General features: G+C 68.2%; 14 protein-coding genes. 7 read left to right on the plus strand and 7 right to left on the minus strand.

Translation table 11 applies throughout. The annotated features are described in order from the left end of the window. Window positions 1–295: 295 nt before the first annotated feature. Complete coding sequence (locus KQ910_RS12580; protein ID WP_216960429.1) at window positions 296–1,261, plus strand: hydroxyacid dehydrogenase; 966 nt, start codon at window positions 296–298, stop codon at window positions 1,259–1,261. 83 nt (window positions 1,262–1,344) lie between these two features. After that, window positions 1,345–2,133, plus strand: a complete 789-nt coding sequence (locus tag KQ910_RS12585) for an HpcH/HpaI aldolase family protein (RefSeq protein WP_216960432.1) — start codon at window positions 1,345–1,347, stop codon at window positions 2,131–2,133. Between the two features lie 35 nt (window positions 2,134–2,168). Here KQ910_RS12585 and KQ910_RS12590 read toward each other — a convergent pair whose 3' ends face one another. Next, a complete protein-coding gene (locus KQ910_RS12590; protein WP_216960435.1) occupies window positions 2,169–2,453 on the minus strand; it encodes a hypothetical protein in 285 nt (94 codons plus the stop codon). A 23-nt stretch (window positions 2,454–2,476) separates the two neighbouring features. Next, a complete protein-coding gene (locus KQ910_RS12595; RefSeq protein WP_216960438.1) occupies window positions 2,477–3,823 on the minus strand; it encodes a S8 family serine peptidase in 1,347 nt (448 codons plus the stop codon). 241 nt (window positions 3,824–4,064) lie between these two features. On the opposite strand from KQ910_RS12595, the gene KQ910_RS26975 reads away from it, so the two are divergent. Continuing rightward, on the plus strand, window positions 4,065–4,196 hold the full coding sequence (locus tag KQ910_RS26975; RefSeq protein WP_255560194.1) for a hypothetical protein: 132 nt from the start codon (window positions 4,065–4,067) through the stop codon (window positions 4,194–4,196). Between the two features lie 196 nt (window positions 4,197–4,392). Next, window positions 4,393–4,728 (plus strand): H-NS histone family protein, encoded by a 336-nt coding sequence (locus tag KQ910_RS12600; protein WP_216960440.1) that lies wholly within the window; start codon window positions 4,393–4,395, stop codon window positions 4,726–4,728. A gap of 297 nt (window positions 4,729–5,025) precedes the next feature. Here KQ910_RS12600 and KQ910_RS12605 read toward each other — a convergent pair whose 3' ends face one another. The 4 genes from KQ910_RS12605 to KQ910_RS12620 form a co-directional block, all read right to left on the minus strand. Continuing rightward, entirely contained in the window at window positions 5,026–5,889 is an 864-nt protein-coding gene (locus KQ910_RS12605; protein WP_216960443.1) for a class I SAM-dependent methyltransferase, read from the minus strand. A gap of 55 nt (window positions 5,890–5,944) precedes the next feature. Beyond that, entirely contained in the window at window positions 5,945–6,361 is a 417-nt protein-coding gene (locus KQ910_RS12610) for a hypothetical protein (protein WP_216960447.1), read from the minus strand. Between the two features lie 14 nt (window positions 6,362–6,375). Further along, entirely contained in the window at window positions 6,376–7,011 is a 636-nt protein-coding gene (locus tag KQ910_RS12615; protein ID WP_216960449.1) for a hypothetical protein, read from the minus strand. A 259-nt stretch (window positions 7,012–7,270) separates the two neighbouring features. Then, window positions 7,271–7,783: a hypothetical protein gene (locus KQ910_RS12620; protein WP_216960452.1), complete on the minus strand. Its 513-nt coding sequence runs from the start codon at window positions 7,781–7,783 to the stop codon at window positions 7,271–7,273. Window positions 7,784–7,929: 146 nt separating this feature from the next. On the opposite strand from KQ910_RS12620, the gene KQ910_RS12625 reads away from it, so the two are divergent. Continuing rightward, a complete protein-coding gene (locus tag KQ910_RS12625; protein WP_216960455.1) occupies window positions 7,930–8,787 on the plus strand; it encodes a transglutaminase family protein in 858 nt (285 codons plus the stop codon). An 89-nt stretch (window positions 8,788–8,876) separates the two neighbouring features. On the opposite strand, the gene KQ910_RS12630 is transcribed toward KQ910_RS12625, so the two are convergent. After that, complete coding sequence (locus KQ910_RS12630) at window positions 8,877–9,092, minus strand: cold-shock protein (protein ID WP_216960457.1); 216 nt, start codon at window positions 9,090–9,092, stop codon at window positions 8,877–8,879. Between the two features lie 655 nt (window positions 9,093–9,747). Here KQ910_RS12630 and KQ910_RS12635 point away from each other — a divergent pair. Next, on the plus strand, window positions 9,748–11,184 hold the full coding sequence (locus KQ910_RS12635; RefSeq protein ID WP_216960460.1) for a YcjX family protein: 1,437 nt from the start codon (window positions 9,748–9,750) through the stop codon (window positions 11,182–11,184). Beyond that, entirely contained in the window at window positions 11,181–12,122 is a 942-nt protein-coding gene (locus KQ910_RS12640) for a YcjF family protein (RefSeq protein WP_216960463.1), read from the plus strand. Before KQ910_RS12635 ends, KQ910_RS12640 begins: the two co-directional genes overlap by 4 nt. The last annotated feature ends 46 nt before the right edge of the window (window positions 12,123–12,168 follow it).

The following is a 12,168-nucleotide window of genomic DNA, read 5'->3' on the forward strand; positions in this document are numbered from 1 at the left end:
TTAATCGGTCTTTAAATCGATATATGCTCTGTTCATTAATCATATTCCTTTATCCACGCATAAGGTTGTTCTCGTCACCTGAAGTGTACTTTCTTGACGAGATACCTTTCGAGAAAGGTCTGCCTTTACTTCTTCTGCCCTTCGTCATTGTCACGCTCTCCCTATTGGCGGTTTGACGTGCGCGAGAAGGGCGGCCCGGTGTCGGATGCCGAAAGCGGCGCGACCCACCCTCTCGCTCCAACCCGCCAATCCCGCTAAACACCACCCTCATGCTGCGTCGGGGGAGGGTGCGCCAATGAGAAACGGACCGCGGATTATCGTGAATTCGGACGTGCTGGCACCCGCCGCGATGGCGTTGCTCGAGGCGCGCGGCGCCGAGGTGCGGATGTTGCCGACGCGGGCCTCCGAGGCCGAGATGATCGCGGCGGTGTCCGAGGCGCCGACCCATGCGATCCTGGTGCGCACCACGCAGATCACGCCGGCCGTCTACGACGCCGCGCCGGACCTGCGCGTCGTCTCCAAGCACGGTGTCGGCTACGACAATATCGACGTCGCGGCCGCGAGCGCGCGCGGCATCGCGGTGCTGCGCACACACGGCGCCAATGCCCGCTCGGTGGCCGAGCTGGCGCTGGGCATGATGCTCTCCGTGCTGCGCTACATGGTGCCGTTCGACACGGCGCTGCGCCAGGGCACCTGGCCGCAATCGGCATTCATGGGCCACGAACTGTCGGGCTCGAAGCTTGGCATCGTGGGCTGCGGCGCCGTCGGCTCGTCGCTGGTCGCGCTCTGCCGTCCGTTCGATCTCGAGATCCGGATCTACGATCCCTACCTCTTGCCCGACGCGATCCCCGAAGGCGTCGGCCGCGTTTCGGTCCTCGACGAGCTGCTGGGCTGGGCGGACATCGTCACTCTGCATTGCCCGCTGACCGATGAGACCGACCGCATGATCGACGCGGCGGCGCTCGCCCACATGCGCAAGGGCACGTTCCTGGTGAATGCCGGCCGCGGCCCGCTGGTCGACGACGTGGCGCTGGTCGCCGCGCTGGAGAGCGGCCACCTGGCCGGCGCCGCGCTCGACACCTTCATCGTCGAGCCGCCCGATCCCGACCATCCGCTGTGGAAGCAGAAGAACGTGGTCTTCACGCCGCATATCGGTGGCTCGACGCGGCAGTCTCTGGAGCGCGTCGCCGTGCAGGCGGTCGAGAACATCTTCTACGTGCTCGACGGCAAGCCGCCGCTCGCGAAGTGCGTGGTCGGGTGACGATCGATCCGTCATGTCCCTCTCCCCCGAGTGGGGGAGAGGAGTCTGAAAGCAGAATCCAAAGTACAGAGAGGAACAGCCAGATGGCCATCCGCCAGAACGTCATGAAGGCCGCGATGAAGAGCGGCCGCACCGTCGCCAGTTTCAACGTCAACCGCTGGCGCAGCGTCGATGCCGCCGAGATCGCGAAGTTCGCGGGCTTCGAGTGGATGTTCCTCGATCTCGAGCATTCGACGCTGAGCGAGGATCTGGCGGGGCAGATGTCGATCACCGCGCTCGCCACCGGCGTGACGCCGATCGCCCGCGTCGGCATGGACCAGTTCTACCAGGCGGCGCGCCTGCTCGATGCCGGCGCCCAGGGCATCGTCTTCCCGCATGTCGACACGGTCGAGCAGGCGACGCTCGCCGCCGCCGCCACCAAGTATCCGCCGATGGGCACGCGCTCGCTCACCAGCCCGCTCGCCCAGGCCGAGTTCCAGCGCAGCGGCGATCCGCAGTCGCTGGCCCAGCTCAACGCCGAGACGCTGACCATCGTAATGATCGAGACGCGCACCGCCGTCGCCAATGCCGCCGCCATCGCCGCCGTCCCGGGCGTCGACGCGCTGATGATCGGCACCTCCGACCTCACCGCCGACTTCGGCATCCCCGGCAGTCAGGGCCACGCCGACATTGCGGCGGCCTATGCGACGGTCGGCGCGGCGTGCAAGGCCAGCGGCAAGTTCTTCGGCATGGGCGGCGTTTATTCGAAGGAGCTGATCGAGAAGTTCCTGAAGCACGGCGTCCAGTTCCTGCTGGGCGGCGCCGACGTCTCCTTCGTCATGGACGGCGCCAAGGCCCGCCGCGAGATGATCGCGGCCGCGGGAAAGGCATAGAGGGCGCGGCTCCCAGGCCGGGCCCCGCCGGCATTTCAGGATTTGGAGTCAGGGTCCTTGTCTCCCGACGCGGGCGACAGGGGTTCGATGCGCGGATTGGAGAAGGGCCCGCGATAGGGAGCCGTGCCGGTCGGTTCCTGCGGCAGGCGATCGGCTCGGACCTCCACCACATAGGTGCCGAGAGACCTGTCGATGGGAACGACACCGAATTCCGGATTCAGGTCCGCCGAGGCAACGCCGAGCAATGCCGCCGCTTCGGCGATGCTCGGCGACACCTCGCCGGCCGTGATGGTCATAAGCGCCATTGCAGGAACTGGCATTGGCGTGCCCTCCAAGGAGGCGGTCAGACACCCAGGCTATGGGCGGCCGCATCCGGGTCGAGAATGCCATAGCCGTAGTCGCCATTCCATCCGGCTGGCATGCCGGCGGCAGGTCGCGCCGTCGTCCGAAGCTGGGAGAAAAGATTTCCCGGCGGAGCGGCAGCGGGCGAGAGCCGGGTACGGAGGGCTGCGACACAGCCTGCTGCGACGGGACAGGCGGCGGACGTGCCGCTGTCCGGCGAGCCGGCGCCGAAAGCCTCGGAACCAAGGAAGTGCGTGTAACTCACCAGATCAGGCTTCTGGGGGAACATGTTGGGGATCGAGGGTCCTTGCGAGGAGTAGCCGACGCGCAGATTCGTCGTGTCGCAGCCGCCCACGGTCAGGACGTCCCGGTAAGCGCTCGCGCCCATGATCGAATGGACCGTGCGATTCTGGCACCGGCCATCGGGGCAATTGCTGCCACAATTGCCCGCCGCGAAGAGGATGTCCGCGCCATTGCGGGCCAGGAGGGAGAGAAACGCGTAGAAGGGGTGGCCGGGATTGTCGATGAACCGGCCCGGGTGACCGACCGGGAAGTCCCAGCTGGGATGGAATATCCCCCAGCTGTTGTTGACGACGAGACCGCTGTAGAGCGGTGCTCCTCCGGGAGAGAAGGAGACGGCCCAGAACGCAATCAAGTGCGCGTAGGCCTGAACAGCGACACTCAATGTACTGCCGACCATTGCCCCGCCGGGCGCATTGCCGCTCAGCACCGGATAGTCGAGAAGCGTGGCCTGGGGGGCGGCAATCAAGGCGTCAAACGCGCACATCGTGCCGTGATGCACGGGGTGCAGGCCCGGCGCGGTTGGATTTCCGGGAGCCGACCACGAGTTGGCGGCATCGAATCTGGGAGGCGCGCCTCGCTTTGCCGCGAGATGGGCGAGATTGATGCCGGTGTCCATGATGGCGACGGCGACCTTCTTGCCATCGAGACCCCGTGCGGCCAGTGCGGCGATGTTCAGCCGGGCCTGGACATTTGGAACGCCCCCTACCGGCGGGTCTCCACCGCAGGTGAGGAACGGTGCAATCGGCGGATCGGCGAAAAGGCGCACACCATCGACAGCTTCCGGAACGGCGTCAGCGTTTTCCACTTCGACCGTGCCTCGAACGACGAAGTTCTCCGACGCTTTGGGCTGGATGGCCTCCAGCGAAAGAAAGTCCCGGTTCGCGGTGCCCACGGGTACGGCTGGAAAGCTGTAGTCCACCTGCAGTCGCGCGGGTGTCCGTGCCGTGTCCAGCGGGATAGCGGGTTGTCGTCGCAGGGCCGAGGCAATAGCCGATTCGACCAGAGGCTCTTGCGACGGTAGCACGGCCAGGACTGGAATACGCATGTTGAAAGTCTCCCTTCTTCAGCTCGTCGGTTCCGCCACACTTCATCCCTCATGGGTATGAACCCAGGCCGCGCGCCCCTTGTGGCTCCCCGTATGGTGGAACCCGCTTGGGAGTGACGCCTGCGCGAGAGTGTCGGACGCTCAGACGAGTTTGCGCCTCTGTGCTTCGATGGGATGTGAGAAATGCCACCTTGCGCCAGACAAAGAGACGGGAGCCGGTTACGACTGGCGATACCGCGTCATGACGTTCCTGAAGGAAATGGAACCGCGCGATGGCGGTTGTTTCCTCGGCAGGATCGGCGCCGACGTCTCCTTCGTCATGGTCGGCGCCAAGGCCCGCCACGAGATGATCGCCGCCGCGGTGAAGGCGTAGAGGGCGCGGCGTTAGGTGATTCGCTCGCTTTCGTGATGCGGGAATGGTGTAGCGGCAAAGCTTTGCGAAAGGCTTTCTTGAGCCTTTTGTGACACACTCTGTGCGGAAACCGGAAAGAGACGGGCTTGCATGGGCCCTGTTTCATCACTAGACGAAAGCGCGCGGGGCTTTCCCTCAAACCAATTTGGTGTTTGCAATGAAGCGACTGGACTCGATGGACTTCGACGAGCTGCTGGCCCTCAAGGCGAAGGTCGAGGCGGCCATCGCGGCGCGCGTCGAGAAGGAGCGCAAGCGGCTCACCGCGTCGCTCGAGCGTCTCGACGCGATCGGCATGGGCGGTGCGCCCGCGCGCGGCAAGCGCGGCCCGCGCGCCGGCGCCGGCAAGGGGCGCAAGATCGAGCCGAAGTATCGCAATCCCGAGAACGCCGACGAAGTCTGGGCCGGCCGCGGCAACCGTCCGCGCTGGCTGGTCGCCGCGCTGAAGGGCGGCCGCAAGAAGCTCGAAGACTTCGCGGTCGCCGCCGCGAAGTAAGACGCCTCTCATGCTCCTCCCCCTTCACAAGGGGGAGGGCTATCGCCTATGACCTGGAACGTCGGAATGGCCGGCGTTCCTGAAGAAGGCCAAGGGTCCCTCACTGCGTTCGGGATGACAATGTTGCTGGGACTGGCGCAGTGCGCCGATCAGGCAAACGCTGTCATCGCGGGCGGGGCAGCCCCCGCCTTGGAGCGGCGCGAAGGAGCTTAACGCCCGCGGCGAAGGCCTTCGGTCGTTCCGTCAGGTCCTTCGCTGCGCTCAGGACGACAGTTGGCAGCCTGACGGCATTGCGCCTCAGGCGGCGGCGTCGAGGACGTCGAGCAGGCCGGGGCGGACGCCCAGTTGCTCGACGAGCTGGTCGAGCTTGCGGCGCGCGAGCGGGTTGGCCTGCTGGTGGCGCGTCGCGAGGATCAGCTCGTTCTTCAGCGAATGTTCGAGGCCGGTGAACTCGGTGACCCTCACCTTGTAGCCGTGCGCCTCCAGCACCAGCCCGCGCAGCACGTTGGTGGCATGCGCGCCGAACTCGCGGCGGTGCATCGGATGGCGCCACAGCTGGTCGATCGGCGCGGGCTTCGCGCCCTCCAGCAGCGACGCGACCTCGGCCTGGCAGCACGGGATCAGCGCGACCACCTTCGCCTGGTGGCGCAGCGCGAAGCGGATCGCGTCGTCGGTGGCGGTGTCGCAGGCATGCAGCGCCGTCACCATGTCGGCGCGGCCGCCGGGCAGCGCGATGTTCACGATCTCGCCCGCGACGAAGGACAGGCGATCGAAGCCGCATTTCTGCGCCAGCGCCTGCGCGCGCTCGACCAGTTCGGCACGCACGTCGACGCCCACCAGCGAGCCGTGGCCGGCCGGCCCGACGACGAGATCGTAGAGCAGGAAGCCGAGATAGGATTTGCCGGTGCCGAGATCGGCGAGGATCGCGTCCGGCCGCTCGGCCAGCAGAGCGTCGAGCGATGGGCGCAGCAGCTGCACCAGATGCAGCACTTGCTTCAGCTTGCGCCGCGAATCGAGGTTGAGCCCGCCGTCGCGCGTCAGCACGTGCAGCGCCTTCAGCAGCTCCACCGAACTTTTCCGCGCGCCACCGGGCCAGACCTCGGCCAGGACCTTCTGCGCGGCGATCACGTCGGGACGTTCGCGGGATGAATGCTTGGACATGAGGGTGCTTGTGGGCGAGCAGCAGCGCGGGCGCAAGTCCGCGCCCTGCCGCGTGTCAGGGTCCCGGCGGCGGCAGGCGGAGCCAGGCGTTGATGTCGGCGACGTCGTGGATCCAGGGCGGTTCCTCCTGCGGCGGCAGGTCCTCGGTCGTCATCATCTGCGTGACCTGCACCGTCTCGGGGCCGGGCAGCGAATCGCCCGGCTCGTCCTCGGGCTCCTCGCCGCAGATATAGAGCAGGTGGAAGCGGCGGCCGTCGGTGAGGCTGACGACGCAGCCGAGGAACGACAGCTCCGCCTCGAGCTGCGACCAGTAGGCTTCGACCCGTTCGAGATCCTCGACGCCGAATCCGTACGGCTGCTCCGACGCGAGTTCCATCGCGCGCAGGATCAGGTCGGCCTCGATCTCGTAGGAGTCGGGCGCGCCGGCATCGAGTGCGTCGATGTCGGGCTGCAGGAGGGGAAGGACGGACATGGCCTCGCTCGCTTTCACAGGTGATGGTTGCCGCGGCAGCCGTTCCAGAACCAGGCACGGTGTTCCTTCTCGGCCCACACGATCATCACGCCGGCATGGTTCACGGGATCGCCCACGGTCGGATGCGTCTTCTCGATCAGCCGCCCGGCCGAGAGATGGGCGGTGTAGGACCAGGCGCCGGTGCTGCGCTCGAAGCGGTAATGCTGCACGACCTCGCGCAGCATGCCGGTGGTGCGGCCCCAGGCGAGAATCTCCTCGTGCTCGGCCTCGCGCCGCTCCCATTCGATCGCCACTTCCTCGCGCGTCGCGCCCTTGTGGCTGTTGGCGCGCAACCGGTGCAGCCCGTTGGCCAGCGCATGTTCGGCGAACAGAGCGGCGGGCTCCGGTTCGAGGAAACGGATGGTGGTGATGCCGTTGAAGTTGTTGAGGCGGTATTCGCCCAGCTTCTGCAGCGTCACGTTCACCCCGGCCTGCTCGTAGGTGAGCCAGTGGCCGCGCTGGATGACCTGGGTGGCATGCGGATAGACGCGCTCAATGTCGGCGGCGTTGACGAGATAGCCGCGCGCGGTCGGACTCTGGTCGCGCGGGATTCGGCCGCGCTGGGGTCCGGGCGGGCGCACGAAGGGAGGAGGGGGCGAGGTGTCGGTCATGGCGCGCCTCACCGCGCCCGGATGAAGGAGCGCGCCTGCGCGAGCGTGCGCCGGTCGCATTCGATGTCGACGGGCCGCGTGCCCGTGGCGACGTCATGAAGCGTCAGTCCAGCCATCCGTCACCTCCTTTCTGGAGGTGACTCGTAATGGAACAAAACAAGAACAACAAGCCACGGGATATGGGGCGTGAAAGCCATGAAAGCACGCCAGATATGGGTTTTTTGCGTGTGGGCCGAGGGTGAACCGGTCTCTGTCGCCGTCACGCCGCGCGGATCGGCCGCTCCGGGTCGCGGCGATCGGAGGATCCGAGCTTGCCGTCCGGCATGAACTGCAAGATCAGCACGCAGAGCGCGATCGCGAGCGCGGCCCAGGCAAGCCAGGCCGGGAGTCCGGCGCGCGGCTTGGCCGAGGCCGGCGGTGGGCCTGCGGTGGCTGATGCGGCGCGCGCGGCCTGGCGCATCTCCGCAGTCTGCGGGATGGCGGCGACGGCGCCCTTGGGCAGCAGCGCGATCAGGCGCGCGGCGATCTTCACCGCCTCGACCGCCGACCACGGATGGTCCGGCAGTTGTGCGATGTGGCGGGCCAGCGCCTCGACCGCGGCCTCGCGCGGCAGCGCGGCCAGACGCTCCGCCTCCTGCCACGGATCGAGGCCGAGCCGCGTCAGCGCCGAGAGCACGGTGAGGTCGATGCCCGAAGAGTCGGCGCCCAGCGGACCGAACAGGAAATCGTTGTAGGCCGAATGGCCGAGGGAATATTCCGGACGCAGGGTCATGGGTCTCCTCCGGACAGGGGTCGCAGACCATGGCCGCATTGCCGCCGGTTGCCAAGCGGTGCTGCGCCTGCGATGCCAGTCGAACTCTTCGGGCACGGGCCCTCGGGGCCAGGGCGCGCGCAGGGTGCGCCGCAGGTGGAGATCGCATGCTCACGCTCAGGATCCGCCACCGCACGACCTATCTCTATCATTCGCCCGTGCGGCTGGGGCCGCACCGGCTGATGCTGCGGCCGCGCGAGAGCCGCGAGCTGCGTCTGGTGTCGCACGCCGTGACGGTGACGCCCGACGCCGCCGTGACCTGGGCACACGACGTGTTCGGCAATGCCGTGGCGACCGCATCGTTCGAGGGCACGGCCGACCGGCTGGTGGTCGACAGCGAGGCCGAGCTGGTGCTGGGCGCCGACCCGTGGCCGGTCTTCGACATCGCCGCCGCCGCGAGCTCCTATCCCTTCGCCTACACCGACGCCGACTGGCGCGATCTCGGCGCGCTGGTGGTGCCGCAATATCTCGATCCCGAGCGCCGGCTGCTCGCCTGGGCCGAGGGCTTCGTGCGCAGCCGGCCGACCGACACGCTGTCGCTGCTCAAGGACCTGAGCGCGGGCGTGGCGGCGCGCGTGGGCTACGAGAGCCGCGAGAGCGAGGGCACGCAGACGCCGCTCGAGACGCTGGCGCGCGGCCTGGGCTCGTGCCGCGACCTCGCCGTCCTGTTCGTCGAGGCGGCGCGCTGCCTGCGCTTCGGCGCGCGCCTCTGCTCGGGCTATCTGTACCGGCCCGAGCGCCTCGAGTCGGAGATGGAATCGACCCATGCGTGGGCGGAAGTGTTCGTGCCGGGCGCGGGCTGGATCACCTTCGATCCGACCAACCGCAGCGTCGGCGGGCGCAATCTCATCCCCGTCGCGGTGGCGCGCGAGATCTGGCAGGTGACGCCGGTCTCGGGCGCCTTCACCGGCGCGGGCAACGCCTATCGCGGCCTGTGGGTCGAGGTCGCCGTCACGCCGCTCTGAACACAAGAAAAAGCCCGCCCCCTTCGCGAGAAGGGAACGGGCCCGGCAGTCGTCGGGGGAGCGCCCGCGAGGGCGGCTCCCGAAGAGGCTTACGCCTCGACGTTGCGCAGATTCTCGGCCGACATCTTGCCGCTGCGGCGGTCGGCGACCAGCTCGAACGAGACCTTCTGGCCCTCGTTCAGCATGCCGAGGCCCGAGCGCTCGACGGCGCTGATATGCACGAAGGCATCGGCGCCGCCCTGGTCCGGCTGGATGAATCCGAAGCCCTTTTGGGCGTTAAACCACTTCACGGTTCCCGTCGTCATGGGATACCCTTTCACTACAATAGAAATGCGCTCCCGCCGCACCTGCAGGCGTGGCTGGAGTGTCGAACTTGCGATTTTTCAGGATCAAACGCGGTGGAGCGAGCTGCCCGGCTCTCACCGGTAACGCGGACCAAAATCAGATGTCCGTCTTTCGACGGCCGCTGTATGCGCTCTTCGGCCGGCGATGGCAAGCGAGGTGCGGAAAGCGAAAGATCCCTCGCTCACGCTCCGGGGCCGGGGGGTAGCCCGCCCGCGATGACAACATTGTTGGAGCGGGCACCGTGCGCCGATGCGTGGGAATTGGCGCAGTGCGGCGGGGCCACGCGTTCGGGTAAGCGCCCCAAACTTCACCTCATCCTGAGGAGGCCGCAGGCCGTCTCGAAGGATGGGCACGCGCACCTTGCCTGTTGCCCATCCTTCGAGACGCGCCGCTTCGCGGCGCTCCTCAGGATGAGGCTATCGGGGCTTTTCATGGCCTGTTGTTTTGGCTCCTTTGATTTCGAGTCAGACTCTCGGGATGAGGTCGTTGTCGAAGTGCCGGAACGCCGGACGCCGCGGGCGCGGTGCGCCTGCGAGGCAACGGCCGCCTTTCTTCTGACACGGTGGGTTCCCACATCGGCGGCCGGGCTGGCCGAACCTCGATGGGCATGATTTCGTGACACCGCTTTCGCGTCTGAAGACCGTGGCCGACGCCGCGCTGGAGAGCGTGGGCGCGGCGCTCGACGCCTCGCCGCTGTCGCACCGCCGGCATCGCATCGCCGTCACCGGATTGCAGCGTTCGGGCAAGACCGTGTTCATCACCGCGTTCGCCCATGCGCTGCGCACGGCCGCGCAGGCGCCGATGGCGGCCTTCCCGTTCTTTCCCTGGCGCGAGCATGTGCGCGCGGTCGAGCTGCTCGAAATTCCGGGCGTGCCGCGCTTTCCCTTCGAGGAGCGCTTGGCCCAGCTGCTCGGCGAGACGCCCGCCTGGCCCGCGCCGACCACCGGCCTCAGCGGCCTGCGCGTGCGTATCCGCCACGACGATGTCGGCCTGCTGCGCTCGGTCGTCTCGTCCACCGTCACGACCGATCTCGATCTCATCGACTATCCCGGCGAATGGCTGCTGGACCTGCCGATGCTCACCCAGTCGTTCCGCGACTGGTCGCGGCAGATGGAGGAGCTGGCCCACAGCGCGGGCCGGCGCGATCTCGCGGCGCCGTGGCTCGACGCCGTGCGCGCGCTCGATCCCGACGCGCCCGAGAACCAGGCGGAACTCACGCGCATCGCCGGGCTCTATCGCGACTATCTCGTGCGCTGCCGGCAGGAGCGCGGCCTCTGCTTCGTGCAGCCGGGGCGCTATGCGATTCCCGGCGACGCGGCGGTCCTCGATCCGCACGCGCTGTTCTTTCCGCTCTCGACCGTGCGCCCGGGATTCGGCGCAGGTCTGGGCGCGGCGAAGCGCGGCACCATGGGCGCGGCGCTGCTGCGCCGTCACGCCACCTATCTGAAGCAGGTGCGCCAGTTCTACGGCGACGTCTTCGGCCGCCTCGGCAAGCAGGTGCTGCTGGTCGATCTCCTGTCGGCGCTGCAGCAGGGCCGCGAGCCCTTCGCCGATCTCGGCCTCGCCATCCGCAGCATCAGCGACGCCTTCGAGGACCTCAAGCATCCGCTGCTCAAGCTGCTGCCGATGGCGAAGGTGGAGCGGCTGGCGCTGGTCGCGACCAAGGCCGACCACGTCACCGCCGACCAGCACGCCAACCTGGTCAACCTGCTGCGCGACATGGTGGGCGAGCCGTTCCTGCTCGCGACCGCGCGCCAGTCGGGGCTGCTGGCCGTGGCCTCGGTGAAGGCCACGACCGATCTCAAGCTCAAGGTGAACGACCTCGCCACGCCCTTCCTGCGCGGCATCCCCGCCGGGCGCGCCGAGGTTCTGGACATCCAGCCCGGCGTGATCCCCGGCACGATCCCGGCGGCCGACCAGTGGGACGAGACCGGCTTCAACATCCGCCGCTTCGAGCCGCCGCGCCTCGGCCCCGGCTTCGCCGACCGGCCGCTGCCGCACGTCAATCTCGACAAGGTCCTCCAGTTCCTTCTCGCCCGGACAGGCCCATGAGCATCACGCCCACCACCGACGCCTCCACCCCGCGGCCCCGCCGCCTCGTCGACATGGAGTTCCGGCCGGGCGAGCTGCCGCCCGCGGAGACGCCGTCGATCGACGCGCCACTGTCGGGCCTGCCCGACGCCGCGCCGCGCCCGCCGGCGATGCGCTGGCCCGCGCGCCTCGCGCTGGGCTCGGCTGCGCTCCTGCTGCTGCTGGTGGTCGTGGACGGCGCGGTCTCGCTGCTGCGCGGCGCGATCGAGCGCGGCAGCCTGCTCGACCTCGCGCAGTTCGCCGTGCTGGTGGCGCTGCTGGGCTCGACGCTGTGGCTGGTGGCAGGCCAGGCCCGCGCCTATGCGCGCCTGAAATCGGCGGAGCGGGCGCGCGAGCTCGCCGAGCATCTGACGCGGCTGGGTGGCGTCGGCAGCGGCGGCCGGCTGATCGGCGTGCTGAAGGCGCTCTATGCCGGCAACCCGGCGGTGCGGGACAGGCTCGACACCGTGTCCGCCGCGCTGCAGCCGCAGCACACCGACGCCGACGTGATCGATCTTCTCAACCGCGAGATCTTTGTGCCGATGGATCGCCTGGCCGACGAGCGTATCCAGCGCGCAGCCCTTCGCGCCAGCCTCGGCGTCGCGGCCTGCCCGCATCCCGCGCTCGACGCGCTGGTCGTGGTCGGCATCGGCCTCGCGCTGGTGAAGGACCTGATGCAGATCTACGGGCTGCGGCACGGCGCGCGCGCCGTCTGGCGCATCGTCTCGCACGTCCTGTTCTCGGCCTCCTCGACCGCCGTCATGAGTACGGTGGTGGAGTTCGCGATGAAGGCCGCCCAGGACCGCATCGCCGCCGCCGTCGTCGGCACCGCCGGCGAAGCCCTGGTCGTCGCCCGCCGCATCTTCGCGCTCGGCGTGCTGGCGAAGGCGGAGATCCGGCCGCTGCCGGTGGTGAGGTGAGGGGCGTTTAGGCCAGGAGAGGAACGACTCGGGTCATTTGATCCGC

The organism is Reyranella humidisoli (assembly GCF_019039055.1).
Classification (GTDB): Bacteria; Pseudomonadota; Alphaproteobacteria; order Reyranellales; family Reyranellaceae; genus Reyranella; species Reyranella humidisoli.

Coding starts and splice junctions, on each gene's coding strand:
- KQ910_RS12580 (WP_216960429.1), top strand. CDS start 296: ATGAGAAACGGACCGCGGATTATCGTGAATTCGGACGTGCTGGCACCC.
- KQ910_RS12585 (WP_216960432.1), top strand. CDS start 1,345: ATGGCCATCCGCCAGAACGTCATGAAGGCCGCGATGAAGAGCGGCCGC.
- KQ910_RS12590 (WP_216960435.1), bottom strand. CDS start 2,453: ATGCCAGTTCCTGCAATGGCGCTTATGACCATCACGGCCGGCGAGGTG.
- KQ910_RS12595 (WP_216960438.1), bottom strand. CDS start 3,823: ATGCGTATTCCAGTCCTGGCCGTGCTACCGTCGCAAGAGCCTCTGGTC.
- KQ910_RS26975 (WP_255560194.1), top strand. CDS start 4,065: ATGACGTTCCTGAAGGAAATGGAACCGCGCGATGGCGGTTGTTTCCTC.
- KQ910_RS12600 (WP_216960440.1), top strand. CDS start 4,393: ATGAAGCGACTGGACTCGATGGACTTCGACGAGCTGCTGGCCCTCAAG.
- KQ910_RS12605 (WP_216960443.1), bottom strand. CDS start 5,889: ATGTCCAAGCATTCATCCCGCGAACGTCCCGACGTGATCGCCGCGCAG.
- KQ910_RS12610 (WP_216960447.1), bottom strand. CDS start 6,361: ATGTCCGTCCTTCCCCTCCTGCAGCCCGACATCGACGCACTCGATGCC.
- KQ910_RS12615 (WP_216960449.1), bottom strand. CDS start 7,011: ATGACCGACACCTCGCCCCCTCCTCCCTTCGTGCGCCCGCCCGGACCC.
- KQ910_RS12620 (WP_216960452.1), bottom strand. CDS start 7,783: ATGACCCTGCGTCCGGAATATTCCCTCGGCCATTCGGCCTACAACGAT.
- KQ910_RS12625 (WP_216960455.1), top strand. CDS start 7,930: ATGCTCACGCTCAGGATCCGCCACCGCACGACCTATCTCTATCATTCG.
- KQ910_RS12630 (WP_216960457.1), bottom strand. CDS start 9,092: ATGACGACGGGAACCGTGAAGTGGTTTAACGCCCAAAAGGGCTTCGGA.
- KQ910_RS12640 (WP_216960463.1), top strand. CDS start 11,181: ATGAGCATCACGCCCACCACCGACGCCTCCACCCCGCGGCCCCGCCGC.